Origin of the sequence: Asticcacaulis sp. AC466, from assembly GCF_000495815.1 — a bacterium.
Classification (GTDB): Bacteria; Pseudomonadota; Alphaproteobacteria; order Caulobacterales; family Caulobacteraceae; genus Asticcacaulis.
In genome coordinates this window covers 71,155-96,926 of sequence record NZ_AWGE01000012.1, presented here as the reverse complement: position 1 = coordinate 96,926, position 25,772 = coordinate 71,155, and the positions used below count along the sequence as shown (strand labels likewise).

28 protein-coding genes are annotated in these 25,772 nt (G+C 60.3%); 15 read left to right on the top strand and 13 right to left on the bottom strand.

Going from position 1 to position 25,772, the window contains the following annotated elements:
* Positions 1-52: 52 nt before the first annotated feature.
* Both AEAC466_RS35000 and AEAC466_RS34995 read right to left on the bottom strand, forming a co-directional pair.
* Positions 53-430, bottom strand: a complete 378-nt coding sequence (locus tag AEAC466_RS35000) for an endonuclease domain-containing protein (RefSeq protein WP_023458522.1) — start codon at positions 428-430, stop codon at positions 53-55.
* A 293-nt stretch (positions 431-723) separates the two neighbouring features.
* On the bottom strand, positions 724-1,101 hold the full coding sequence (locus tag AEAC466_RS34995) for an endonuclease domain-containing protein (protein ID WP_023458521.1): 378 nt from the start codon (positions 1,099-1,101) through the stop codon (positions 724-726).
* Positions 1,102-1,227: 126 nt separating this feature from the next.
* On the opposite strand from AEAC466_RS34995, the gene AEAC466_RS34990 reads away from it, so the two are divergent.
* Together AEAC466_RS34990 and AEAC466_RS34985 are read left to right on the top strand one after the other, a co-directional pair.
* On the top strand, positions 1,228-1,446 hold the full coding sequence (locus AEAC466_RS34990) for a hypothetical protein (RefSeq protein ID WP_023458520.1): 219 nt from the start codon (positions 1,228-1,230) through the stop codon (positions 1,444-1,446).
* A gap of 89 nt (positions 1,447-1,535) precedes the next feature.
* Positions 1,536-1,964, top strand: a complete 429-nt coding sequence (locus AEAC466_RS34985) for an endonuclease domain-containing protein (protein ID WP_255346296.1) — start codon at positions 1,536-1,538, stop codon at positions 1,962-1,964.
* A gap of 91 nt (positions 1,965-2,055) precedes the next feature.
* Here AEAC466_RS34985 and AEAC466_RS34980 read toward each other — a convergent pair whose 3' ends face one another.
* Together AEAC466_RS34980 and AEAC466_RS0122455 are read right to left on the bottom strand one after the other, a co-directional pair.
* Positions 2,056-3,000, bottom strand: a complete 945-nt coding sequence (locus AEAC466_RS34980) for a Gfo/Idh/MocA family protein (protein ID WP_023458518.1) — start codon at positions 2,998-3,000, stop codon at positions 2,056-2,058.
* A gap of 70 nt (positions 3,001-3,070) precedes the next feature.
* Complete coding sequence (locus AEAC466_RS0122455; protein ID WP_031238893.1) at positions 3,071-3,430, bottom strand: L-rhamnose mutarotase; 360 nt, start codon at positions 3,428-3,430, stop codon at positions 3,071-3,073.
* Positions 3,431-3,626: 196 nt separating this feature from the next.
* On the opposite strand from AEAC466_RS0122455, the gene fucP reads away from it, so the two are divergent.
* The 7 genes from fucP (at position 3,627) to AEAC466_RS34945 (ending at position 9,969) form a co-directional block, all read left to right on the top strand.
* Positions 3,627-4,910: an L-fucose:H+ symporter permease gene (gene fucP, locus AEAC466_RS34975; protein WP_023458516.1), complete on the top strand. Its 1,284-nt coding sequence runs from the start codon at positions 3,627-3,629 to the stop codon at positions 4,908-4,910.
* A gap of 21 nt (positions 4,911-4,931) precedes the next feature.
* Positions 4,932-5,759 (top strand): amidohydrolase family protein, encoded by an 828-nt coding sequence (locus AEAC466_RS34970; protein WP_023458515.1) that lies wholly within the window; start codon positions 4,932-4,934, stop codon positions 5,757-5,759.
* A 10-nt stretch (positions 5,760-5,769) separates the two neighbouring features.
* Positions 5,770-6,525, top strand: a complete 756-nt coding sequence (locus AEAC466_RS34965; protein WP_023458514.1) for an IclR family transcriptional regulator — start codon at positions 5,770-5,772, stop codon at positions 6,523-6,525.
* A 91-nt stretch (positions 6,526-6,616) separates the two neighbouring features.
* Positions 6,617-7,639 (top strand): aldo/keto reductase, encoded by a 1,023-nt coding sequence (locus AEAC466_RS34960; protein WP_023458513.1) that lies wholly within the window; start codon positions 6,617-6,619, stop codon positions 7,637-7,639.
* Positions 7,636-7,938 carry a UxaA family hydrolase gene (locus AEAC466_RS34955; protein ID WP_023458512.1) on the top strand — a complete coding sequence of 101 codons (303 nt, stop codon included), beginning with the start codon at positions 7,636-7,638 and terminating at the stop codon, positions 7,936-7,938. Before AEAC466_RS34960 ends, AEAC466_RS34955 begins: the two co-directional genes overlap by 4 nt.
* The gene (locus AEAC466_RS34950; protein WP_023458511.1) at positions 7,928-9,169 is read left to right on the top strand and encodes a UxaA family hydrolase; all 1,242 of its coding nucleotides are present in this window, start codon (positions 7,928-7,930) and stop codon (positions 9,167-9,169) included. The genes AEAC466_RS34955 and AEAC466_RS34950 overlap by 11 nt, the downstream gene beginning before the upstream one ends.
* A gap of 71 nt (positions 9,170-9,240) precedes the next feature.
* A complete protein-coding gene (locus tag AEAC466_RS34945) occupies positions 9,241-9,969 on the top strand; it encodes an SDR family oxidoreductase (protein WP_023458510.1) in 729 nt (242 codons plus the stop codon).
* A 114-nt stretch (positions 9,970-10,083) separates the two neighbouring features.
* Here the strand turns inward: AEAC466_RS34945 and AEAC466_RS34940 are convergent, their stop codons facing one another.
* From AEAC466_RS34940 to AEAC466_RS34910, 7 genes are all read right to left on the bottom strand, one after another.
* Positions 10,084-10,929, bottom strand: a complete 846-nt coding sequence (locus AEAC466_RS34940; RefSeq protein WP_023458509.1) for an aldose 1-epimerase — start codon at positions 10,927-10,929, stop codon at positions 10,084-10,086.
* Between the two features lie 144 nt (positions 10,930-11,073).
* Entirely contained in the window at positions 11,074-12,504 is a 1,431-nt protein-coding gene (locus AEAC466_RS34935; protein WP_023458508.1) for a sugar porter family MFS transporter, read from the bottom strand.
* Between the two features lie 262 nt (positions 12,505-12,766).
* Entirely contained in the window at positions 12,767-14,575 is a 1,809-nt protein-coding gene (locus AEAC466_RS34930; protein WP_023458506.1) for an IlvD/Edd family dehydratase, read from the bottom strand.
* A complete protein-coding gene (locus AEAC466_RS34925) occupies positions 14,568-15,467 on the bottom strand; it encodes an SMP-30/gluconolactonase/LRE family protein (protein WP_023458505.1) in 900 nt (299 codons plus the stop codon). The genes AEAC466_RS34930 and AEAC466_RS34925 overlap by 8 nt, the downstream gene beginning before the upstream one ends.
* A gap of 78 nt (positions 15,468-15,545) precedes the next feature.
* Complete coding sequence (locus AEAC466_RS34920; protein WP_023458504.1) at positions 15,546-16,286, bottom strand: SDR family NAD(P)-dependent oxidoreductase; 741 nt, start codon at positions 16,284-16,286, stop codon at positions 15,546-15,548.
* Positions 16,287-16,301: 15 nt separating this feature from the next.
* A complete protein-coding gene (locus AEAC466_RS34915) occupies positions 16,302-17,486 on the bottom strand; it encodes a fumarylacetoacetate hydrolase family protein (RefSeq protein WP_235074291.1) in 1,185 nt (394 codons plus the stop codon).
* Positions 17,487-17,650: 164 nt separating this feature from the next.
* Positions 17,651-18,703, bottom strand: coding sequence for a LacI family DNA-binding transcriptional regulator (locus AEAC466_RS34910; protein WP_023458502.1), 1,053 nt, complete (start codon positions 18,701-18,703; stop codon positions 17,651-17,653).
* 253 nt (positions 18,704-18,956) lie between these two features.
* On the opposite strand from AEAC466_RS34910, the gene AEAC466_RS45135 reads away from it, so the two are divergent.
* The 4 genes from AEAC466_RS45135 (at position 18,957) to AEAC466_RS34895 (ending at position 21,880) form a co-directional block, all read left to right on the top strand.
* Entirely contained in the window at positions 18,957-19,091 is a 135-nt protein-coding gene (locus AEAC466_RS45135) for a hypothetical protein (RefSeq protein ID WP_255346295.1), read from the top strand.
* A gap of 4 nt (positions 19,092-19,095) precedes the next feature.
* A complete protein-coding gene (locus tag AEAC466_RS34905) occupies positions 19,096-20,772 on the top strand; it encodes an alpha-L-fucosidase (RefSeq protein ID WP_023458500.1) in 1,677 nt (558 codons plus the stop codon).
* Between the two features lie 30 nt (positions 20,773-20,802).
* On the top strand, positions 20,803-21,258 hold the full coding sequence (locus tag AEAC466_RS34900; protein ID WP_023458499.1) for a hypothetical protein: 456 nt from the start codon (positions 20,803-20,805) through the stop codon (positions 21,256-21,258).
* 124 nt (positions 21,259-21,382) lie between these two features.
* Positions 21,383-21,880 carry a hypothetical protein gene (locus AEAC466_RS34895; RefSeq protein WP_023458498.1) on the top strand — a complete coding sequence of 166 codons (498 nt, stop codon included), beginning with the start codon at positions 21,383-21,385 and terminating at the stop codon, positions 21,878-21,880.
* Between the two features lie 10 nt (positions 21,881-21,890).
* Here the strand turns inward: AEAC466_RS34895 and AEAC466_RS34890 are convergent, their stop codons facing one another.
* Entirely contained in the window at positions 21,891-23,366 is a 1,476-nt protein-coding gene (locus AEAC466_RS34890) for a hypothetical protein (protein WP_023458497.1), read from the bottom strand.
* A 246-nt stretch (positions 23,367-23,612) separates the two neighbouring features.
* On the opposite strand from AEAC466_RS34890, the gene AEAC466_RS34885 reads away from it, so the two are divergent.
* Positions 23,613-24,302, top strand: a complete 690-nt coding sequence (locus AEAC466_RS34885; RefSeq protein WP_023458496.1) for a hypothetical protein — start codon at positions 23,613-23,615, stop codon at positions 24,300-24,302.
* On the opposite strand, the gene AEAC466_RS34880 is transcribed toward AEAC466_RS34885, so the two are convergent.
* Complete coding sequence (locus AEAC466_RS34880) at positions 24,292-25,125, bottom strand: sulfite exporter TauE/SafE family protein (protein WP_023458495.1); 834 nt, start codon at positions 25,123-25,125, stop codon at positions 24,292-24,294. The two genes, AEAC466_RS34885 and AEAC466_RS34880, sit on opposite strands and share 11 nt — an antisense overlap.
* A 102-nt stretch (positions 25,126-25,227) precedes the next feature.
* Here AEAC466_RS34880 and AEAC466_RS34875 point away from each other — a divergent pair, with 102 nt between their 5' ends.
* On the top strand, positions 25,228-25,764 hold the full coding sequence (locus AEAC466_RS34875; protein ID WP_235074278.1) for a GNAT family N-acetyltransferase: 537 nt from the start codon (positions 25,228-25,230) through the stop codon (positions 25,762-25,764).
* The last annotated feature ends 8 nt before the right edge of the window (positions 25,765-25,772 follow it).

Sequence of the window (25,772 nt, the reverse complement as noted above, 5' to 3'; positions counted from 1 at the left end):
ACTTATACCGCCCTGCTTGCGGGGCGGGGGGGACCGCACGACGCGCGCAGCGCTAGATGCGGTGGTGGGGGCCTTGCCTGGCCGTAATGCGCTCGATCGCCAACAGTATGATACCATCGGCGACACGATCGGCATCCGCAAAGACGGCCGCAGCCGAAGTGCGATAAACATCAAGACCGTTGGCTTTAAACCAGTCATCCCTGACCGTGTCGCGTTGAAAATTGTCCTCTTCGCCATGAAGCCCGCCATCGACCTCAATGACCAATTTGGCCTGGCTGCAATAGAAGTCGGCAATATAGCGACCGATGGCTTCCTGCCTGCGGAACACGGGCTTGCCGGGGTCACGCGCCTTTAATCGCGCCCAAGGCAAATATTCGGTTGGCGTTAATGCCTTTCGCATTTTGCGCGCGAGATCGTACTTGGGTTTCATGGCAGAAACCATAGTCTGAGCGTCGGGCGAAGCAAGGCCCCCACCACCACATCTAGCGCTACGCGCGTCGTGCGGTCCCCCGCCCCACGGGTGGGGCGGTATAAGCAAAAACGGCAATCCCGCGCCAAATACGATTTCCTGCAAGCCTGGAGCTTCCGTGACCTCCGCAAGGGTCAGTCGGACGCCGACTTCTCGCCGCAGGGTAAACGGGATCGCCGCGCCCGAATACGTCGAGTAAAATCAACTTATACCGCCCTGCTTGCGGGGCGGGGGACCGCACGACGCGCGCAGCGCTAGATGCGGTGGTGGGGGCCTTGCCTGGCCGTAATGCGCTCGATCGCCAACAGTATGATACCATCGGCGACGCTATCGGCATCCGCAAATACCGCAGCAGCCGAAATGCGATAGACGGCAAGACCGTTGGCTTTCAACCAGTCATCCCTGACCGTGTCGCGTTGAAAATTTTCCTCTTCTCCATGAATCCCACCATCGACCTCAATGACCAATTTGGCGTGGCTGCAATAGAAGTCGGCAATGTAGGGGCCAATGGCTTCCTGCCTGCGGAACAGCGGCTTGCCGGGGTCACGTGCCTTTAATCGCGCCCAAGGCAAATATTCGGTTGGCGTTAATGTCTTTCGCATTTTGCGCGCGAGATCGTACCTGGGTTTCATGGCAGAAACCATAGTCTGAGCGTCGGGCGAAGCAAGGCCCCCACCACCACATCTAGCGCTACGCGCGTCGTGCGGTCCCCCGCCCCGCAAGCAGGGCGGTATAAGGAAGAAAGTCAATCCGCGCTGATGGGGAAAGTTTTTGCTGTTCAAACCGGCATCCAGACCTGGAGAATCTATATCGAATCCAAGGCCTACCAAAAGCCCATCGTGTGCATGGGCGGGACCGTGATCAAGCAGAAGGAAGCCGACTTCTCGCCGCTGCGTATCGTTGCCGACGCCATGCTGCTGGGTAAGAGGATCGCCGCGCCCGAATACATCGGTGAAATTGGCAGTCTGCGGCGCTAGCCGGTTTTGGCGTAGGGCTGAGCCAACAACCTTATACCGCCCCACCCGTGGGGCGGGGGACCGCACGAGACAGCGGCTACGCTGGCGAGATGTGGTGGTGGGGGCCTTGTTCGACAGGACACACAGGCTATAGTTCTGCCGTGAAACCCAAGTACGATCTCGCCCGCAAAATGCGAAAGACATTAACGCCACCCGAATATTTGCTTTGGGTGCGATTAAAGGCGCGTGCCCCCGGCAAGCCCGTGTTCCGCAGGCAGGAAGCCATTGGTCCCTATATTGCCGACTTCTATTGCAGCCAGGCCAAATTGGTCATTGAGGTCGATGGCGGGCTTCATGGTGAAGAGGACCATTTTCAACGCGACGAAGTTCGGGATGACTGGTTAAAAGCCAGCGGTCTTGATGTTTATCGCATTTCGGCTGCGGCCGTATTTGCGGATGCGGATAGCGTCGCCGATGGTATCATACTGTTGGCAATCGAGCGCATCACGGCCAGGCAAGGCCCCCACCACCACATCTAGCGCTACGCGCGTCGTGCAGTCCCCCGCCCCGCAAGCAGGGCGGTATAAGGTTGCTTATTCAGCCCCGTGCCAAAAGCCGGCACTTCTCGCACTACTCGATGTATTCGGGCGCGGCGATCCGCTTACCCAACAGCATGGCATCGGCAACGATGCGCAGCGGCGAGAAGTCGGCGTCGGACTGGCCCTTGCGGATCAGGTCATGGAAATGGGCGTAGAGGCCGGAATATTCGGCTTCCTTCTGCTTGATCACAGTCCGGCCGTCGATTTCCAGCTCGGTCCCGCCCATGGACAGGGTAAGCTTTTCATAGGCCTTGGATTCGATATAGATGCTCCAGGTCTGCACGCCGGTTTGCAGGAAATCGTATTCGGCGCGGATCGGGAAGCCCGCTTCGGTCACCATATCCATTTCGACCTGGATCGGCGCATCGCAATTTACCGGAATATGCAGATCGGCCTTTTTGACCATGACCGCGTCGGCCAGAATGCGGGTCAGAATCGACAACGAATTGATGCCGGGGTCGAAGACGCCCATGCCACCGGGCTCGAAAATCCACGCCTGGCCAGGATGCCATTGGCGGACATTTTCCTTCCAGTGAATGGTGATGCTCTTGATTTCGCGCTCTGAGACCCATTTGCGCGTCGCTTCGACGGCCGGGGCGAAACGCGAATGCCACGAGGCCAGCAGGCTGACGCCCTTGGCGGCGGCCAGGGCCTTGATCGCCTCAGCTTCACCCAATGTCGCCGCGGGCGGCTTTTCCAGGAAGACGTGACGGCCGATGCCGATGACCTGCTTGGCGATTTCGTGACGAATCTGCGGCGGGGTGCAGATGGCGATGGCTTCGATTTCCGGGTGCGCCGTCATCATGGCGTCCAGGTCATCATAGGCCTGGATACCCTCGGGACGGGCGCGCGGCGAACAGCCGGCAACCAGTTGCAGGTGCTTGTTGGCGCGGATCGACGGAATATGCTGATCGACCGCGATCTTGCCGAGCCCGATCAGGCCAATTTTCAAAGGCTTCTTACCAAATAATCCCATAGGTCCGTTTCCTTGACTTTCTTGCGGCCGTACTTAGCGCGGCGGCCGGCCGTTGTAAATTATAGTATAATTAAATTTGCTCGGCGAGCGAATAGATTCGATCCATCGCCACCCACTTTTGCCCCGGCGCGGCAAAAGGCAGCGCCTGCTGGAACTCCCACATCAAGGCTTCCCATTTTTGCACGTCTTCACTGGCGGCATCGGCCGCGGCTTTCCGGTCGGCGTCGAAATCCGGCCCCGGTGTCAGGATCATGAACATGCGGTTGCCGACCAGATAGATTTCCAGCGCCGCGATACCCGCGTCACGTATGGAAGCATTGATCGCGGCAGGCACCTGACCCGGCGCATGCCAGGCCTTATATTGCGCGATCAAATCCGGATCGTCCTTGAGATCGAGCGCATAGACGAATTTTTCAGACGTGGAAGGCATCCATTTTTCCTGTTTCTTTTCTGAGAGATAGACGGATTTTACGTGGCCCGCAGCCTCAAAATTGTCTGAGTATATAAAGGCGAATTGCGCCAAGTGCAAACACGGATTCATATTTCATATTTGACCAATCCATTCATATGTGATGGTAATTTACACTAATAAAAAGCCGACGCGACCAGAACAGGGATTAAACGATATGACACCACCGTCCGATGACGCCTCGAAGGACACGGCCCCCGTAAAAGGCCTGGCCGCCCTCTGGCCGATCATCCTGATCACCGCTCTGTTCTTCTTCTGGGGCATGGCGAACAATCTCAACGATATCTTGATACCGCAGTTCAAGAAGGCTTTCACCCTCACCGACTTCGAATCGAGTCTGGTGCAGCAATCCTTCTATCTCGGATACTTCTTCATGGCGCCGGTCGCGGGCCTTCTGATGCGGCGCTTCGGCTACAAGGCGGCCGTGGTCACCGGCCTGTGCATCTTCGCCATCGGCGCCTTTTCCTTTTATCCCGGCGCGGAATTCCGCCAGTATGGTTGGCTGCTGGGGTCGCTGTTCGTCATCGCCGCCGGCCTGGCGTTTCTGGAAACCTCCGCCAACCCGCTGATGACCATATTGGGTGACGAAAAGCACGCCGCCTTCCGCCTCAATCTGGCGCAATCCTTCAACCCGCTGGGGTCGCTGGTCGGTCTGTGGGTCGGCCAAACCTTCATCCTGTCCGGCCTGGAAAAGCTCGACGCCGCCGATCTGGTCCGCGAAGCCAAGGCGGTGCAGATGCCCTATATCGTGATCGGCTGCGTTGTCCTGGCCTGGGCCTTGCTGGTCGGGCTGTCGAAATTCCCCAAGGCCGCAACCGCCAGCGTCGCGGAAGCACAGGCAGAAAAGGTCAGCGTGACCGGTCTTTTCAAACACCGGCATTTCCTGATGGGTGTGGTGGCGCAGTTCTTCTATGTCGGGGCTCAGGTCGGTATCTGGAGCTATACCATCCGCTACGCCCAAGCCGAAATCGGACTGACGGACAAGGCGGCGGCCAGTTACGTCATCGCCGCCCTGGTTTTATTCGCCGTCGGGCGTTTCGCCGGCACCGCCCTGTTGCGTGTGGTTTCGGCCACCCGCCTGCTTGGCGGGTTTGCGGTGGTGAACATAGCCCTGACTGGCTATGCCGCGACGGTGGGCGGGCAATACGGCCTTTACGCCATGGTCGCCGCCTCCTTCTTCATGTCGATCATGTTCCCGACCATTTTCGCCACCTCGGTTCGGGGGCTGGGCCCACTGACCAAGATCGGCGCATCGTTCGTCGTTATGGCGATCATTGGCGGCGCCGTGCTGACCGCCATCATGGGCGTGGTGTCGGATATGATCCATATCAGAACGGCCATATACGTGCCGCTGGTCTGCTTTATCGTCATCGCCTTGTACGGCCTGGGGTCCAAATCTGCCGCCCCCGGCACCGCCCTGCCCGTTTCCGGCGGGCACTAAACTCGCAGCCGAACCGCACCCATGATCATCGATTCCCACCAACACCTCTGGCAGATCGGTCAGAACGACCATAGCTGGCCCACGCCGGACCTGGCCGACATTTATCGCGATTTCGGCGTAAAGGACCTGATGGCCGCATCGCACGGGCTGGGCCTGACCGGTACGGTTCTGGTGCAATCGCAACCGTCCGAAACCGATACGCTCTGGCTGCTGCGTGTCGCGGCGGCGGTTCCACTCATCAAGGCCGTGGTGGGATGGACCGATCTTGAATCGCCGCGCGCCGCGCAAAATATAGCCTATCTGGCGCGCCAGCCGAAGCTGAAAGGCCTGCGCCCGATGCTGCAAGGCCTTGAGCGCGACGACTGGATCCTGTCACCCGGCGCGCAACCCGCGCTAGAGGCCATGGTGGCGCAGGGGCTTACATTCGATGCGCTCGTCTTTCCCCGCCACTTGCCCCATATCGACACCCTGGCCAAGCGGTATCCGGGCTTACGCATCATCATCGACCACGGTGCCAAGCCGCCCATCGGCTCGGGCAAGCCAGCTGAATGGATGGACGCCATTGCCGCCGTGGCCGAAAACAGCAATGTGGCCTGCAAACTGTCGGGCCTTCTGACCGAATCAGGCCCCGGACAATCGTCTGACGCCTTGACGCCCTATGTCGATCATCTGCTTGCCGTTTTTGGTCCCGACCGCCTGATGTGGGGGTCCGACTGGCCGGTTGTTCTGCTGAAAGACAGCTATCGCCATTGGTTCGACTGGACAATTCGCTGGCTGGCTGACAAACCCAAGACAACACGCGACGCCATCATGGGCGCCACGGCAAACACCCTATACACGCTGAATTAAGGTTCACCCCATGCCCGACAAAGCCGCTACCAAGTACCGTGCGCCCGCACTGGAAAAGGGATTGGACGTATTGGAACTGCTGGCGAGCGCCAAATCGCCCATGACTCTGTCGCAGATTTCGGCCCGGCTTGAACGCTCGGTCAGCGAACTGTTCCGCATGGTGCAGGTTCTGGAGACGCGCGGCTATGTCGCCACAGCCGCCAATGCCGACGGGTTCGAGCTGACCAACAAGCTCTTTTCCCTGGGCATTTCACGTGGACCCAGCCAGAACTTGCTGGCCAGCGCCCTGCCGCTGATGCAGTCGCTGAGCGACCAGACCCGTCAGGCCTGTCACTTGGCCATCGCCTCAGACGACCGCATGGTGGTCATCGCCCGCATCGAAGCGCCGGGCGATCTCGGCTTTTCAGTCCGCGTCGGGTATCAGCGCCCTTTGACGGCTTCGACTTCCGGCACCGTGCTTTACGCCTTTCAAAAGCCGAAAATCCGCGAACAGTGGCGTGCCGTTCTGCGTCGCGGCCTGACACCCGATGCCTGGGCAGCCTTCGAAGCCGATGCTGAAAAGGTGGCCCAGCAAGGCCATTTTACAGCGGCCTCCAGCTATATAGACGGGATTACCGACATTTCCTGTCCGGTAAGCAATGACGTGACAACCGTGGCTGCCCTGACCATGCCGTGGATCCATGTCGGCGATGGCATCAGTATGCCGGACGCCTTGGCCTGCCTGAAAGACACGGCTAGAACTTTAAGCAAGATGCTCGGCGGATAGGTCTTGCGTCACCCATAATGCGGCGGTATGGGTTTCATCTATAATAACACTTTCAAACTTGAATGAAGTGCAGAGCAGAGAAGACGCTTAGGTGACGCCCGCTTATATAATTCCCGATCGCCGGCTGGGATCGACATCTGTCGAGGTAAGCTCGCTTGGCTACGGCGCGGCGGCATTGGGTAATCTTTACCGCAAGATTTCCGACGATGAGACGCGCGAAGCGCTGACGGGTGCACTCGACGCCGGTATCCGCTACATCGACACCGCGCCACATTACGGCCAGGGGCTATCGGAACGGCGCGTCGGCGCACACCTCAGGCCCGGTACGACCGTGTCGACCAAGGTCGGCCGCGTCCTGAGCCCCATCGATCCCCCGCCCCCCGGCACCGAACGGCATGGCTTCATTGACGGCGATCCCTTTGACGTCGCCTTCGACTACAGCGCCGCCGGTATAGGCCGCAGTTTCGAAGACAGCCTGAAACGGCTTGGCGTCGATCGCATAGATCTTCTGCTCGTGCATGATCTGGGCCGCGCCACCCACGGCCCGGACGCCGACCGCCATATGCGCGATTTCCTCGACGGCGGATACCGCGCCATGGCCGACCTGAAGGCCAGTGGCCGGGTCGGCGCGATCGGCATGGGCGTCAACGAATGGCAGGTGTGCGAAGACGTGATGGCCCATTGCGATCTCGACGCCGTTCTCCTGGCCGGGCGCTACACCTTGCTGGAACAGACCGCGCTCGACAGTTTCCTGCCTTTGTGCGACCGCAAGGGTGTGTCGGTGATTGTCGGCGGGCCTTTCAATTCCGGCGTCCTGATCGGAGACGACCATTACGATTACGGCGCGGTTCCGCCCGCCGTCGCCGCGCGCGTCGCCCGGCTTAAGGCCGTTTGCACCGCCCATGGCGTGCCGCTGGCCGCCGCCGCCCTGCAATTCCCGCTTGGACATCCGTCCGTGGTCAGCGTCATTCCCGGCATGGCGGCCGCCACGCAGGTCGAGGCGAATCTGGCGCTGTTTTCCACGCGCATACCGGACGCCCTGTGGGACGATTTGCGACACGAAAACCTGCTGCACGCCGATGCCCCCCTCCCCAAAGCGACGGTGGCGATATGAGCGATAGTCCCTTCCTGCTGCTTCATCCCGATGACAACGTCCTGGTTTGCCGCCAACACGCCCAGCGCGGCCAGTCCGTGGTAATAGATGGCGATGCCGTCATCCTGGCCGATGAGATCGATGTCGGCCACAAGATTGCCCGCCGCGCCCTCAGAACCGGCGAAAAGATCATCAAATACGGTGCCCCCATCGGATCGATGAAGACCGATGTGCAACAAGGCGCGCACGTACACATGCACAATATGCAAAGCGATTACATCAAGAGCCATACGCGTGAGGTCACCGGCCATGGACACTAAGCCCACCGCGCCCTATCCGACCTTTGACGCCTGGCTGCGTCCCGACGGTCGCAAGGGCATCCGCAACGTTACCGTCGTCGTCTATCTGGTCGAATGCGCCCACCACGTTGCGCGCAAGATCGTCAATGCCTGCAACGACAGCGAAGTTCACCTGATCGGGTTCCCCGGCTGTTATCCCAACACCTATGCCTATGACATGATGGAGGCCCTGTGCACCCATCCCAATGTCGGCGGTGCGGTCTTGGTGTCGCTTGGCTGCGAAAGCTTCAACCGCGACGCCCTGGGGCGCCACATCACCGGGTCAGGCCGGCCGGTCGAAACCTTCGTCATCCAGAATGAGGGCGGGACGCTGGAGACCATCCGCAAGGGCGTGGCCGCCGTGAAACGGGTACAGGATATCGCCAGCCAGACGCCGCGCGTCGCCATGGAGGTATCCGAACTGGTCATCGGCACGATTTGCGGCGGATCGGACGGCACGTCCGGCATCACCGCCAATCCCGCGGTCGGGCGGACGTTCGATACGCTGGGCGCCGCCGGTGCGGCCTGCATCTTCGAAGAAACCGGCGAACTGGTCGGCTGCGAAAAGATCATGGCGTCACGCGCCATCACCCCCGAACTGGGTGCCGAACTGGAAGCCGCGGTCCTTAAGGCCGAGGCCTATTACACCGTCATGGGCTATGGGTCCTTCGCACCCGGAAACGCCGAAGGCGGGTTGACCACCCAGGAAGAAAAATCGATGGGCGCCTATTCCAAGTCCGGATCGGCCCCCATATGCGGCATCATCAAACCGGGCGACATACCGCCGTCCGGCGGGCTTTACCTGCTGGATGTCGTGCCGGACGGCGAACCGCGCTTCGGGTTCCCGAACATTTCCGATAATGCGGAAATCGTCGAAATGATTGCCTGCGGCGCACACCTGACGATATTCACCACCGGTCGCGGCAGCGTGGTCGGGTCGGCGATCTCACCCGTCATCAAGGTTTGCGCCAATCCGGAAACCTACCGCAAGCTGGCAGGCGACATGGATGTCAATGCCGGACGGATCATGGAAGGCGGTGCTACGATCGATGAGGTCGGAACGGAAATCACCGATCTGGTGCTGCGCGTCGCGGCGGGCGAACAATCTCTCAGCGAACAGATGGGCCACCAGGAATTTATCCTGACCTACAAGGCGTTCGATCCCGTCGGCCCGGCTTGCCTGCCGCTGCGCGCCAGGCCCGCGTTTTCGTAAAGACAGGACGCATAATTGCATTTGCCGGAACCCAGGAAGACGTTTGAGTTCCGGACTAAGGAGACTATGAAATGGGACGTTTAACCGGAAAAACCGCCATCATCACCGCCGCCGGTCAGGGTATCGGCCGCGCGACGGCCGAGCTGTTCCTGAAGGAAGGCGCCACGGTTATCGCCACCGATATCAATGCCGATACGCTCGCCGACTTTGCCGGCGCAACGACGCGCCGGCTCGATGTTACCGATGCTTCCGCCGTAAAGGCGATTGCGGAGGAATTTCCAGACGTAAACGTGCTCTATAACTGCGCGGGCTATGTCCACGCCGGCACGATTCTGGAGTGCGACGAAGAGGCGTGGCAATTTTCGCTCAACCTCAATGTCACGGCCATGTACCGCATGATCCGCGCCTTCATGCCCGCCATGCTGACAAACGGCGGCGGTTCGATCATCAACATGTCGTCCATCGCGTCATCGGTCAAAGGCATCCCGAATCGCTTCGCCTACGGCGCCACCAAGGCCGCCGTCATCGGCCTGACCAAGTCCGTCGCCGCCGATTTCGTGGCCCAGGGCATCCGCTGCAACGCCATCTGCCCCGGCACGGTCGAGACCCCGTCCCTGCTTCAGCGGCTGCGCGATACAGGCGATTTCGATAAGGCCTATGGCGAATTTACCGCCCGCCAGGCCATGGGGCGCTTCGGCCGGACGGAAGAACTGGCCAATCTGGCGCTGTATCTGGCGTCGGACGAATCGAGCTTCACCACCGGCACCACCCACGTCATCGACGGCGGCTGGGTGAATTAGAGCCTCATGCCGAAAAGTGGCCCCCACTTTTCGGAAAAACATGAGGCGTTACAAAAAATGAGAGCCATGAGGCGGCTCAACTGAGCCGACGAAGGCTCTAAATCTCCTCGGCGATTACGCCAGGGCGATATCCATCCACGTCATCTGGGTTTCGCCGCTTTTCAGGCATTTCAGGCCGCTGTTCGGCTGGTTGAACGGGTCCGGCATGTGATTGACCGGCTCGACGCAGAAATAGTCTTCGTCGAGCGGCACAAAGACGTGCATCCAGTGGCAGTCGGGCGACGCCCGCAAGGTATGGGTCAGGCGGTCGCCGTCATAGATTTCCGCCCGCCCTTTGAAGCCGGTATAGGCGTTGTCGATGGTGATGTCGTGCGCGACGGCATCGCCGTGCGTCCAGTCCTTTTTCAACACGCCGGCATGCCAGTTGCGCGGCAGGGTTTCTTCGTCTGAAATCCACACGCCATCGACCGTCGCCTTGAGCCGCGATTCGGGCCGGCGATTGAAATAGGGGTGAAAGCCCAACCCCACCGGCATGATGGCTTTCGACAGATTCTTCACATTCAGGAAACAGCGCAAGCCATCGGCGCGCAATTCGTAGATCAGGGTCGCCTCATATTCCCACGGCCACTCATCGGCAAAATGATGGTAGCCGAGCACAGCCCGCGTCGAGGTCACCTCGATAACCTGCCAGGGCCTGCGCCAGCCCTGCCCGTGCAGGGTATGGGGGTCGTCCCCCAGGTTGGGCGCCAGCTTGACCTTATGCCCTTCGAAGACAAAACTGCCATTACGAATCCGGTTGGCGAAGGGCACAAGCGGGAAGCAGGCGGTTTGCAGGGCGTCGGTCGCGCCTTCGGGCGTCGGACGCAAGACATCCTGGCCGTCGCGTACCAGGCGCGACACACTGCCGGCCACCTCAGGGTTGATATCGAGCCAGGTATCGCCGGAACTTAAGCGCAGCATTTTTTAGGTCTCTTTCTTCTTTTTTTGCGCTACCGCTTCGCTGCTTTAGCGCCTTTCCCTTGCGCTACCGCTTCGCTGCTTGAGCGCTGAAAGAATAAGGGCGGAATCCCTGTAAGGTTCCGCCCCGTACTTACATAGGGTAGATTACGATTTCTTCCAGAGGCCTTCAATGGCTTCCAGCGTCTTGCCCTTGGTTTCAGGCACGAATTTCCACACGAACAGCGCGGCCAGGACCGAGCAGCCGGCATAGACATAGTAGTTCAGGCCATGATTGAAGACGGCATTGATCGCCGTATCGCCGTCCACCACCTTGAAGGAAGCGGTGACGATATAGTTGGAAATCCACTGGGCGGCGACGGCCACGGCCATGGCCGGTCCCTTGATCGAGTTCGGGAACATTTCCGACAACAGCACCCACACGACCGGGCCCCACGACAGGGCGAAACCGGCGATATAGAAGATGGCGGCATAGAGCAGCGCCGTGCCTTCGGTATGGGTCTGAAAGAAATAGCCGAGCAGGGCCATCGAGATCGCCATCATGATGGCCCCCAGGATGAGCAGCGGCTTGCGGCCCCAGCGATCGACCGTGACCGTGGCGACCAGGGTAAAGAGCACATTGGCGGCGCCGACGATAACCGTCTGCAACAGGGCGGTATTGGTGCCCGATCCCATGTTCTTGAACATCAGCGGGGCGTAGTACAGAACGGCGTTAATGCCGACAAACTGCTGGAAAACCGAGAGGAGGACGCCGACGACGATAACGCCTGCACCGAACGAAAACAGCTTGCCGGAATGGGCCTGAAGGCTGTCCTTGATTTCCGCCATGGTGTTTTGCGCCACGTCAGGACCGTCGAGCGCAGTCAGAAGCTTCATCGCCTTGTCTTCCTTGCCCTTCATGACGTACCAGCGCGGCGTGTCCGGCATGAAGAAGGCGGCCAGGAAGAAGAGCGCGGCGGGGATGGCGCACGACGCCAGCATGTGACGCCAGCCCGTGGACAGGACCCATGCGTCGTCTCCCATCTGACCGATCTTCAGATTGACGAAATAGACCAGAAGCATGCCGCCGACGATGGCGATCTGCTGGAACGTCACCAGCAGGCCACGTTGTTTGGCCGGGGCGATTTCGGCGATGTACAGCGGCGAAATCAGCGACGCCATGCCGATGGCGCAACCGCCGAGGAAGCGATAAACCATGAAGGGCGTTAAGGCATCGGGGCCCATGCCGCCGATGGCGCCCAGACCCAGCTCCGGATAACCGGCCATGATCGACGAGATGAAGAACAGGACCGCGGCAATCATCATGCCCATGCGGCGGCCGATGCGTGTGGCCAGCGGCCCCGCGACCAAAGACCCCACAAAACAGCCCCACAGGGCGATCCCGACCGCGTTGCCGGTCATGGCGTTGCGCGCCAGCTCGCTCAATTCCGTGCGCGGCTGGACAAAATTATGATCGATCGCTTCAACCGCACCGGAAATGACGGCGGTATCGTAACCGAACAGGAGACCGCCAAGCGCCGCGCCAATGGCGAGCCCCATGACCAGTCCCATATTGACGGACTTCGTTGCTGAGGACATGTGCCTCTCACTCCCTTATAGGCGGACATGGTCCGCGTTTTCCCTAAACCCGGCGCGTTCGGACTGCGGATCTTGTGGCTTATGTCCGGTCTTCCCCGCGCGTGTGAAAAGCTTAGTCGAAAATTGGCTCTTCGCAAACAAATCAATCGAAAAGCGCGATATTTTCTAACCACTTAGACAAAAATTCGCTTTTGCTGAGCTGCAAAATGATAACGCTAACAAAACAAGCCGCAATGATGCATTGCACCATTACGGCCTGTACTCAGTGATTATGCCGCGGCATCTTCTCGGCAATTCTTTTGTATTTCAACGCGGGCTCCATGACGGCGCCGGTGTGCAATTGCGATACCGTGGCGCGGTAGATTTCCTGCCACGGCGTCTGGCTTTCCGGAATGGGTGGTAAGCCCTCCTTTTTGCGTGTTTCGATAACATCGGCGTCGACCAGCATGTCGCAGGTGCCGGCGTTAAGGTCGATGCGGATGATGTCGCCGGTCCGCAACCAGGCCAGGCCACCACCGACGGCGCTTTCCGGCGAGGCGTTAAGTATCGACGGGCTGTCCGACGTGCCGGACTGGCGACCATCGCCAAGCGTCGGCAGCGAGGTGATGCCGCGTTTCAGCAAGGCGTCGGGCGGCTGCATATTGACCACCTCGGCCGATCCCGGCCAGCCAACCGGGCCCGAGCCGCGAATGACCAAGATGGTGCGCTCATCGATGCCGAGCGCCGGATCGTTCAGGCGGTTGTGATAATCGGTCGAGCCGTCGAAGACGACAGCCTTGCCTTCGAAGATGTTCTCATTACCGGGTTCCGACAAATAGCGATCACGAAACTCCTTGGAGATCACCGAGGTCTTCATGATGGCGTAGTCAAACAGATTACCCTTGAGCACCATGAAACCGGCGCGTTCCATCATCGGCTCGGCGATGGTGCGGATCATCTCGCGATCCTTGCTGTTCTTGCCCGTATTATTCTCAGCGATCGTCTTGCCGGTAATGGTGGCGGCCGATCCGTCGATCAGATTGGCGTCGAGCAGTTCCGCCAGGATGGCAGGCACGCCGCCGGCGCGGTGGAAACGTTCTCCCAGATACTTGCCCGACGGCTGCATGTTGAGGATGAGCGGGATGTCGTGCGCATCCATCCAGTCGGCATCCGTAATCTCGACCCCGGCATGACGCGCCATGGCGACGATGTGCGGCTGGGCGTTGGTCGATCCGCCGATGGCGGCGACGGCGGCAATGGCGTTGGTGAACGATGCCTTGGTCAGGATTTTCGACGGCTTGAGGTCTTCATAGGCCATTTCGACGATGCGCACGCCGGTCTCATAGGCGATCTGGCCGCGTTCGCGATAAGGCGCGGGAATGGCCGAGCAACCGGGAAGCGACAGCCCCATGGTTTCGGCGACCGCATTCATGGTCGAGGCCGTGCCCATGGTGTTGCAATGGCCCGCCGACGGCGCCGAGGCGCAGGCCATGTCGATAAATTCCTCTTCGGTGATCTCACCCGCCCCCAGCTTGCGGCGGGCGCGCCAGATGACCGTGCCGGAGCCGACCAGATCGCCTTCGTGCCAGCCATCGAGCATCGGCCCGCCCGACAGGACGATGGCCGGTATATCGACGGCGGTGGCCGCCATGATGCCCGCGGGCGTGGTCTTGTCGCAGCCGGTCGTCAGAACAACCGCATCGATGGGGTAACCATGCAGGATTTCGATCAGGGTCATCATCGACAAATTGCGGTCGATGGCGGCGGTGGGGCGGCGGCAGTTCTCAAAAATCGGATGGACCGGAAATTCGATGCAGATGCCGCCCGCGTCGCGGATGCCTTCGCGGGTGCGTTTGGCCAGTTCCATATGGATGCGGTTGCACGGGCTGAGGTCGGAGCCCGACTGGGCGATGCCGATGATCGGCCGGCCGGAGCGCAGTTCCTGCGGCGTGATGCCGTAGTTCATGAAGCGTTCGAGGTAGAGCGCCGCCATGTCGATATGGCCGGGGGCCTCGAACCATTCCTGCGACCGGAAACGGCCATTGGGGGTCGCCGGAATGCGCTTCGGCTTTTGCGCGTCATAGTTAGACATGTGCAATCTCATACTGCGGCTGACCCGCGATGTCGGTTTGGAAGGTGAAGAGGCCGCCGGCCAGGGGTTGTGTCTGGATATCTTCGGCCGACAGGCCCTTGGCCGCCGTGGTGGCGTAGACGGTCTTGAGATCGGCGCCGCCGAAGGCGATCTTGGTGACGTTGGATACCGGGAAGCGGACGGTACGGATCAGGCGGCCATCGGGCGCGTAACAGTTGATGCCCCAGCCGAAAAACAGCGCGTTCCACACATTGCCGGCGCTATCGACGACGGGGCCGTCCATATAGCCTTCGCCATGCGCGCCCGTCTTGCCCGCCGCGTCGAGCTGCGCGAACAGCCGCTTATTGGACAGATGGCCGTCGGCATCGAGATCGAAGGCATAGATATGCTTTTTCAGCGTGTCGTTGTGATAGAGGGTCTTGCCGTCGGGTGACACGGCCGGGCCGTTGGTGATGACGTAATCGTCGTCCATGACATTCAGGCCGCGCCCATCGTAGCGATAGAGCTTGCCGGTCGGACGCTCCTCGTCGTCGTCCATTGAGCCGAACCACAGGCGCCCCTGAGCGTCGACATAGCCGTCATTGAGACGGTTGGTCGGCAATCCCGGCTCGACATGGGTCAGGAGGGTGAACACACCGCCATCGGGATTGAAATCATACAGGCCTGTCTTGCAGCCGACGATGAAGCCGCCGCGCCGTTTCGGGGCGATGAAACCGCAGGGCGATGGCGCATTGAAGGTCTGTTTCGCGCCGGTGCGAACGTCGTAGCGATGGACATGCTGCTGTTTGATATCGACGAACCAGACGGCGTGATCGCGGGCGGACCAGATCGGCCCTTCCCCCAGGGTGGCCTTGAGGTCCCAGATACAGTTTGGTTTGAAAAGCTCGGTCATGCATGTCTCGTTGAGAAGTCAGAAACCGTGCGGCTCCCCTCCCCGGCACGCCGGAGAGGGCCAAGAAAACCGCGAAGACTACCGCCAGCCAGCGTCGATCCAGTAGCCGTGGCCGGTGCACAAAGACGCATCATCCGAAGCCAGGAACATGGCCAGGGCGGCGACGTTTTCCGGCACAATGCGGCCGGGCAGGCATTGCGCTTCGACGATCTGGCGCTCACCTTCGGGTGTATACCACTTCATCTGGCGCGGCGTTTTCACATTACCGGGAATGATGGTGGTGACGCGGATATTGTCCGGCCCCAATTCGCGGGCCAGGGCGCGGGTCATGCCTTCGATCGCCGCCTTGGCGGTTTCGTAGAGCACGAGGTCCGGCAGGCCCAGGTGCCACGAGATCGAGCCGAAATTGATAATGGCCCCGCCGCCGGCCGCCTTCATGCCCGGCGCGATCAGGCGCGTGCATATCATCATGTGCTTGAGGTTGACGGCGATATTCTTGTCGAAAAATTCCGACGTGACTTCCGACAGGCTGTGCCGGTCGTCACGCGCGGCGTTATTGAGCAGAATATGTACCGGGCCGTCCGCCAGGATAACGGCCAGGGTCCGTTCAAGCGCGGGCGTGTCGGTCAGGTCGCACCTGTGAAACACAGGCGCATTATCACCCGAAAGGCCCGCCGACACGTCATCGACCAGGTCGATGAAATGGACACGGGCGCCCTGACGGACAAAGCCTTCGACAAGCCCCGCGCCGATGCCGGAACCGCCGCCGGTGATCAACACCTTGCGGCCCTTAAGGCTGGGATAAATGGCAGACGACATGGCGGTACTCACTGGTTAGGAGGCTATTTTTTTGGGTTGGGCCGTATTGCGGGCTTTCAGCAGCCCCCGGTCGGCCAGGTTTTGCATCAGGTCGGCGATACCGAAGGTCCACTCACGCGCGTCTTTCGACGTGGTGACGCGGTTTTCCAGGCGCCCGAGCTTGGGCGATGAGACGGTGACGACATCGCCCACCTTATGGGTGAAGCCACGGCCCGGGACATCGCGATCCTGAGTCGGCGCGAACAAGGTGCCGAGCATCAGAACGAAACCGTCCGGATAGTGGTGCTCGCTCATCGCCTGGGCGATCAGGTCAAGCGGGTCGCGGCTGATTTCGCTCATCGTCGAACGACCGACCAGCTCATAGCCTTCCGGACCGTCGATCTTCAGGTCGAGCACGGCGGTGCGCACGTCATCGATGGTGAAGCCGTCATCGAACAGGCGGATGAAGGGACCGAGCGCGCAGGAGGCATTGTTGTCCTTGGCCTTGCCGAGCAGCAGGGCAGAACGGCCTTCGAAGCAACGCAGGTTAACGTCATTGCCGAGCGTGGCGCCGACGGCGCGGCCCTGCGGCGTGACGACCATGACGACTTCGGGTTCGGGGTTGTTCCAGGTGGAGTCGGAACGCACGCCGACCTCATCCCCCCAGCCGACGCTCGACAGAACCGGCGACTTGGTGAAGACCTCGGCGTCAGGGCCGATGGCGACTTCGAGATATTGCGACCACAGCCCATCGGAAATGAGCGCGGCCTTCAGCTTGGCCGAGGCTTCGGACCCCGGCTTGACCGAGCGGATATCGGCGCCGACACGTTCAGCCAGGGCATTACGGATGTCTTGGGCCTTATCGGAATCGCCACGGGCGCGTTCTTCGATGACGCGTTCCACCGCCGACACGGCGAAGGTGACGCCGGCGGCCTTGACGCATTGCAGATCGATCGGCGACAGGAGTTGATTGTCACCGCGATTGCCGATCCAGACCTTCGCAAAGTCGAAGTCGTCGAGGTGGCCGAGCGGAAGCCCGCCTTCGGGCACGCCGGTTTCCGGCCACGCTTTCAGAAGCTGGGAAACGGTCGGAGCGACCGGCGACATGTCGAAAACGTCGCCATTCTTGATCAGGATCGGCGTCGGGCCGTCCGTCGTCTGGATGCGACCAATCAAGGTCGCGTTCCGCCAATCCTCAGGCAGAAAATCGGGCATTCCTATAAGTCCTTCAATAGATGTGAGGGCCGTTTACCCTCGTCTTCTCTACCCGTTTGACAGGCCCGTACATGCTGACGGACCGCTTTTTATTGTTAGCGCTACCAATCTGGTACAACGCCCCATCTGTCAAGAAAAATATGTTTTTTGTAAAACGCGTGCCGCGCCCCCTACGCCTCCGGAATCGCCGCCGACGATTGGCGCTCAATCAGTGAAAAGTCGCGCACCTCACGAACAGCTTCGAACGGCTTGCCCATACGATAGGCGCGAATCTGGTCGAGGAGAAGGCGCACCGCCAGACCGGCCATGTCGGAAATGGGTTGGCGCACGGTCGTTAGTTCGGGCCAGACGGACGAGGCCATGGCCGTATCGTCATAGCCCACCACCGTCACCTGATCCGGGACGTCCAGGCCGATGCGATGCGCGGCGGCGACGGCGCCGGCGGCCATGTCATCGTTCGAGGCGAAAATGGCCGTCGGTTTGTCCTTGTGGCTGAGCAGGCGTTCGGCCGCGTCAAAGCCGGAGCGGTAGGTGAAATAGCCCTGGCCCACAAAGTTGTCCTCGACCTCAAGCCCGGACTTCGCCATGGCGGCCAGGAAGCCATCATAACGAATCTGGCTGGCATAGGCGTTCGGATGCCCCTTGATGAAGGCAATGCGCCGATGGCCCAGTTCGATCAGCCGCCGCGTCATGGCCTTGGCCGCCTTGAAATCGTCGATGGTGACGCAGGACACGGTCGGGTCGGGCCGCGCCATGGCGACGCCAACGAAGGGCAGGTTCATGTCCTTGAGAATCTTGGCGACCCGCGTCGAATCGCTGAGCGGCGGCGAGAGGATGACGCCGTCGCAGCCACCGGCCTTCATCTTTTCCAGCGCGACGGTCGCCCCTTCCGGACCTTCGCAGCTTTCGATAAGCAGTTGCGCACCGCTTTGCGAGCTTTCCGACAGGATGCCGAGGAGAAATTCCGACAGGAAGGCCACAGACGGGTTGGAATAAAGCAAACCGATGCGGGCGGAATCCTGGGTGGCCAGGGAACGGGCAGCCAGGTTGGGTGAATAGTTCAGCGCCTCAACACTGGCCATGACCTTGGCCCGCGTCTCTTCGCGCACATTCTTTTCGCCATTGATGACCCGCGACACGGTCATGGGCGACACGCCAACATGCCGCGCCACATCATGAATGGTCACGATATTGCCTCCGCGTCGTCCCAGCTTGCGCGCCATGGGTCCCCTGTGCCGTATTCTGAGCATTTATTGCCGTGTAAACGTTTGTATAGGGCGCAATCCCGCCCTTGGCAAATCGCTTCACTTATCAAAGTCCATGTCGTGATTTTTCAAATGTGAAATAGATACTGCTTATAAAAAAATCTTGCGGAAAAAGCTTGAAAAAGGCCGGATTTTTTGACGCTATAGGGACCCAAAGGGGCGCACCAAGCCGCCGTACAACTACCAAGAACAGCCAATGGGGGAGACGACCATGACGCCTGATTTCGCGCGAATCACTGCGCTTTTTGGCCGTCCCTATTCCAGCTCTGCCCTCCTGCCTGCCGATCCGTCGCAGATGACGGTAAATCCGGCGACGCTATACCCGGCGACGCTATACAAGGAATAGACAGATGATTTCACGCCGCACCCTGATGAGTACCGCGACGGCTACGTTTTCCAGCGCGGCCCTTACGACGCTCACCGTGACGACGCCGAGCCTTGCTGCATCGAAAAAATCTACCGCCCCCTTCAAGGGCAGTTGGGACTCCCTGGCCGAACACTACCAGACGCCCGATTGGTTCCGCGATGCGAAGCTCGGCATCTGGGCGCATTGGGGCCCGCAATGCGTGCCGGAATTCGGCGACTGGTACGGCCGCCAGATGTATCAGCAGGGCAATCCTGTTTACGAACACCACGTCAAGACCTATGGCCACCCGGCCCAGTTCGGCTTCATGCAGTTCATCAATGGCTGGAGCGTCGATAAATGGGACCCTGAGCGCCTGATCGGCCTCTACAAGGCGGCGGGTGCGAAGTACTTCGTCTCCCTGGCCAACCACCACGATAATTTCGACATGTTCGATTCGAAATACCAGGCATGGAACGCAACCAAGCTGGGCCCCAAACGCGATATTGTCGGCACCTGGGCCAAGGCGGCGCGGGCGGCGGGCCTGCGCTTTGGCGTCTCCAATCACGGCGCACACGCCTGGCATTGGTGGCAGACGGCCTATGGCTACGATGCCGAAGGACCGGCGCGTGGCCTGCGCTACGACGCCTATCGCCTAAAAAAGGCGGACGGTAAGGGTCAGTGGTGGGACGGTTACGACCCGCAAGAGCTGTATACCGGGCCGCAAGGCGACATGGTGCCCCCGGACGGTCTTACGTCCAAGGACGACATGCAAAAATATAATGACCGCCATTCGGGCCAGTGGTTGGAAACCGTGCCGCCGCACGATCCCTATTTCGTGAAAAAGTGGGCGCTGCGCCAGAACGACCTGGTCGACAAATATAAGCCCGACCTGGTCTATTTCGACGATACGGCGCTGCCGCTTGAACAGGCGGGGCTCGACGCCACCGCCTATTATTACAATGCCAGCTACGCGTGGCACGGCAAGCTGGACGTCGTGGCTACCGGCAAGAAGCTCGACGACCGTCAACGCAAGGCCATTACCGAGGATATAGAGCGCGGCTATTCCGACCATCTGCGTCCGGTCCCGTGGCAGACCTGCACCTGCATCGGCAACTGGCATTACGACCGACCGCTCTATGAGCGCAACGGTTACAAGACCTCGCTCGACGTCATTCAGCGCCTGGCCGACGTCGTCGCCAAGAACGGCAATATGCTCCTGTCCATCCCGGTGCGCGGCAATGGTGAAATCGACGAAAAGGAAGAAAAGATCCTGACCGAAATGGCGGCCTGGATGGCCGTCAATGGCGAAGCCATCTTCGGCACCCGCCCCTGGGACATTTTCGGCGAAGGGCCGTTCGCGCCCCCTTCGGAAGGTCATATGGACGAAGGAAAGGCAAAGCCGTTCAGCCATGAGGATATCCGCTTCACCACCAAGCCGGACGCGCTCTATGCCCTGGTCCAGGCCTGGCCGGACACTGGCTTTGTCCATATCTATTCGATGGCCGACGGCGCACCGCAACGCAAGGGCACCATCGACAGGGTCGAATTGTTGGGCCACGCCGAGCCGTTGACATTCGAGCTGGGTATGGACGGCCTGACGGTCAAACTGCCTGGTGTCAAACCGACTTTTACACCGGTGCTGAAGATCACCGGCAGTGGATTGGTTTCCGCCCGGTCTTAGGCTAAACTGGACCAAACAGGGGAAAACGCCATGGTCCGCAAAGCCGTCATTGTCACCGCCATACTGGCGCTGACGCAATGCTCGCCCAAGCCTGCGGAGGCGCCGGCTCCAGCGGCACCCAAGCCGGTCGATTTCAGTTACGACATCGCCTTGCATGTCAAACCGGAGGCCTTAGCGAAAGCCCAGACCCTGACGGTGTCAGCCAAGTATTACGGCCTGCCCGTCCCCGAAACCATGCATCTGGCCAATGCCGGTGGCGCCATCGAATTCAACACCGATACGGTTGAGGTCGCCGCCCACGACCAGACGGTGCACATGACCGGCGACGGCATGCCGAAGGATCGTGTCAAGGACATCAACACCGGATCGCCCCTAGTGCAGATCACGGTCAAGGACACGGCGGGACGGGTCCAGTGCAGCGTGTTCCAGGACTACGTCAAGACGGCGCAGGCCAAGCCCGTCGCGATCTATTGCGGTCCCGCCTGATTTTTGCGACAGTTTTATGACTGGCGCATCATGGTAGGATCGACTACAGGCTTCTCCGAATGCTTTTTGTATCGACGGCCCGACAGGGGTCGCCAGGACCGATTTTTTGCTACAGGAAACCGTCATGCTCTTCCGTCATTTCAAGCCCGCCCTATTTGTCTCTTCGGCTGTCCTGATGGGGGTGATGCTCAGCCAATGCGGCGGCAAATCGGAAAAAGCCAGCGGCACTCAGATGGCTGATATGAGCTACGAAGCAGCCGTAACCTTCACGCCCGCGGCCGTCGCCAAACTCAAGTCTCTGGGCCAGAAAGCCACCGTCGAAGCCTATTACCACGGCTCACCGCTTGAAACTGCCAAGGACAAGGTCAATGAGGCCGGGCAAATCGATCTGGGCATGGATATGACCGATATCGACGCCAGCACCCAGACCGTCAAGCTGAGCGGCAAGGGCATCGATCCGGAGGTGCTGAGCACCGCGACTGACGGCAAACCGTCGGTAACGCTGCGGGTCTATTCGTCCCCTACCGCCGGAACAGCGAACCAGTTAAAATGCACGGAATTCAACGGCACCGTAGAGGCCGCGAAAGCCGCTCCGATCGCCATAACCTGCGACGCCGCCTGACCGCACCAACTCAGTTGAGACGGATATCCCAGCTCCGGATAAGGATGCGGTTCGCCTTCGCGGCTGCCTGGACATCAGGACGCTGCTTCAGCGCCCGCATTGACGCCACCAGCTTGGCATCCCGTTCGCTGTAGGACAGGCCCGGCAGGCCCAATTGCAGGAACGCGATGACTTGGTCGCGGCTGTCCGGATCGTTGATAGCGGTTATCAAGGCCCTGGCGGCGCTTTCGGTGTCGCCGGCGCACAGATAGGGCTTGACCTGCACCAGGCCTGATCCCTCCAGCACCTTCATGTCGTTGGCGAACGCGGCCTTGTCGCCCATATAGCCTTGCGCACAGGCGTCGTTCATCACCAGCATGACCTTGCCGTCATCGTCGAGCCCTTTTTGATCAATGCGCGGGATCAAACCCAAGGCGGTCTTTTCCTGTCCTCGGTCGATCAGAAAGTTCATATAGGACAGCATAAGATGGCTGGCCTTTTCGGCGCCCAACTTTTTCGCGCCGTCTTCGTAGGCCACACCGGAGTCGCCATAGCGGCCGACATTGGCAAGCAGCTCGGCGCGCGTGGTCAGAAGCTCCGGATAGGTTTCCGGCGAACCGAACTTGTCCAGACCATACTGATCGACCAGGGCCAGAATACCCTCAAGCTGAGTCAGGGCCAGGGAATTCTGATTATTGACCTGCTCCAAAGTCATCAGATAGCTCAGAGAGAACAGGTCGGCGGGATTGCCTGCCACAACGCGTTTCACGTCATCGATTTCGCGCGCAATGACGGGACCGACCGGCGCGGCGGCCACATCTGCGGCACTGATATCGGCATCGCCCTGGCTAAGGACGTAGAAAAGGCTGTCGGTTTTCAGACCCGCGCGATAGAGCTCGGCATGGAGCGCGTCGCCGCTCTTCACCGAGGCGCGCAGCCCTTCCAGCCGCAACAGGCCGATCAGAGGCCGTCCGGAGATGTTATGGATCTGCCAGTGGACCTCCTCGAGCCGGTTCATGAGGGCCAGGGTGCGCGCAGGCTGGTCCTCATGGAAGTGCAGCAGGACGCCGATAACGCTTACATCGGTCAGGTTGGGTCCCTGTTCAGGATATTTCGCCATCCCGGCTTCAAGCGTTGCCGCTGCCGCGTCCGGCTGATCGTTCAGCAATTGCAGGAAAACGTGCACGTCATAGGCATTGATGTCGCGCGCGCGCGATACGTTTTCCGTCGATAAGGCCAGGGCTTCGGCGATGCCGCGCGTCTGTAGGGTGCAGCCGATCAACTGAAACCGCACCTGAGCGGCCAGGGCGGGGTCATTCTGTTCCAGATAGGGATCGTGCCAGAGCTGATTGAGCGGCGCCAGGGCGCCTTCGCAATCGCCGGCCTGCATGGCGCTCGTCGCCTGCATGATGGCGATGGCGGTGCCGGAACTTGATACCGGCGGCTCGGCGACAGCGGGCGCGGCGACGCACAGACCCGAGCTACACAAAGCCAGGGTGACAGCCATCGCCGCCCATCCTTTGAAACGCGTCTCTTTGTACCGGAATTGCCTGCGCATCGAATATAGCCCCCCATACGGCCCATACCCCACACAAAAGGCCGTTAACCTAACTTAACGGCAAAACAACACCTCACAAGCAGAATCTGATAGGCGGGGAAAACAGCGTCATACCGTGACACGGCCTCCACAGTTCGCATTGACGATCACGAATTCGTGATATAGTTTTCCCCCATAAACAGAAGCGAGACGGACATGCCGAACAACGGGTTTCGCGGCCTGATCATGGCCTTTCTGGTGACCGGACTGGGCGGCTGCGGCGGTATGCCTATTGGCCCGGATCTGGCCCGCCCGCCCTCGCCGTTCGGCGACACGCCAATCATCCGTCTGGTATCGACATCCCCGGACGACAACGCGCCCCCGATTGAGATTTTTCATGGCAACGCCGCAGACATAGCCGTCCTGCCCAATACGCCCGTCAGCCCCGAAAAAAGTCTCGATGCCCTTATAACCTGGCAGGCGTTCGACGGCGGTGTGGCGGATGGACAGGCCTATTGGCTGGTGGGCGCCAATGTGTTCCGGACGCCGGATCGGTCATCCTACGCCGTCCTGCGTTTTCCAAGCTCAGCCCGGTTCACCTCCAAAAGCACAACCCATGCAGACCTCATGGTCCTTAGTTGCGAAATGCGGACGGGCTATCCGCCCCCGGCCCTGCCGGCAAGCGAAAACGCCTCCGAAGACACAGTGGCCGAAAGCATCGGGGGCGAAAATAAGGGCGAAGAGCCCAAAAAGGACTGCGATTTCAACTCACGCGAAGACATCAACCGCTTTCTGCCGCTTCTGATGACAGCCGCGCGCCAGGACAATATGGAAGGTCAGAAAAAGACCGGGGACGACAGCGAAACTCACTATCAGTGGGAAAAGATCGACATCCTTATCCCGTGACCAGCTTGACACCCACCAGGGTCAGAACCGTGGCCAGCAGGCCGCGCAGCACCTTTTCCGGCACCTTAGCCGCGAACAGAGAGCCTATGATGATGCCCGGGATCGAGCCGATCAGCAGCGAAGCCAGCATGTTGAGGTCGACATTGCCGATAAACAGATAGCCCATGCCCGCCAATAGGGTCAGAGGCACGGCATGGGCTATGTCGGAGCCGACGATCTTGACCGTCGGCAATTGCGGGTACAGCAGGATCAGCGCCGTGACACCGAGCGCACCGGCCCCGACGGACGACAAGGAAACCAGAAAGCCGAGGATCACGCCGGTCAGGACGGTCAAGATGGCGCGGCGGCCGGTATGCAGGGGCTGGTGGTCCGCCACGGCCTTTTCCTGCCGCCGGGCCGCAAGACGCTGAATCGTATCACGCAGGAGCAACATGACGGCGGTGACAAACAGCGTGTAGCCCAGGACATGGGTAATCAGAGACGACATCGCCGCCGACTTGCCAAAGTGATTTATGGCGAACAGGGTGACAATCGTCGCAGGGATGGACCCGAGCGCCAGAAGGCCGACAATCATCCAGTTTATGGTGCGCTTGGTGCCATGGATGGCCGTGCCGACGCCCTTGGTGACGGCGGCATATAGCAGATCCGTCCCGACCGCCGTAGCGGGATGGACGTGGAACAGCAAAACCAGAAGCGGCGTCATCAAGGAGCCGCCGCCCACCCCGGTGAGGCCGACCAGTACACCGACCATGAGGCCGGACAAGGAATAGAGCGGATTGATATCCAGCCCGGACAGGACGGCTGGCAGGTCGAAATGCGGCATGGCTGTCCTGTATAGGCTAAGCTTGGGCACGGCGGAACATAAAGATACCACCTGTCGATACAAATGAATTAAATTATCTGCATCCGTTAGGCATGCTTACGGTTGACCAGCGCGCCAGAGGCGGCTCAACTGGCGCCCATGCCAAATCCGCCCACCATCACCCGCCTGTCCGCCCCGATCGATCCGGCGCGTCTGGCAAAGCTCCATCGCCTCAATCAGGATCATGCCGAAGCTTTGTCATCGTTGTCGCCCGTTGCGCTGGAGCGATTGATTGGCGGGGCTTATCTGGCGGCGACGGTCGATGACGGCGACGGACTGGTCGTCGTGTGCGACCAGACGACCGACTACGACAGTCCGAACTTCCTGTGGTTCAAGGCGCGCTATGACCGCTTCGTCTATGTTGATCGCATCGTGGTTTCGGACGCACGGCGCGGCGAAGGCCTGGCCCGGCAGTTGTACGATACGGTATTTGCAGCAGCCCGGGCAGACGGCCACAGCCAGGTGGTGTGCGAGGTCAATTACGATCCGCCCAACCCCGGTTCGGATGCGTTTCACGACCGGCTGGGTTTTGTTGAGGTTGGCCGGGCCGTGCTGGCCGACCGCGGCAAGGGCGTGCGCTATCTGCGGCGGGAACTCTAACTCGCACT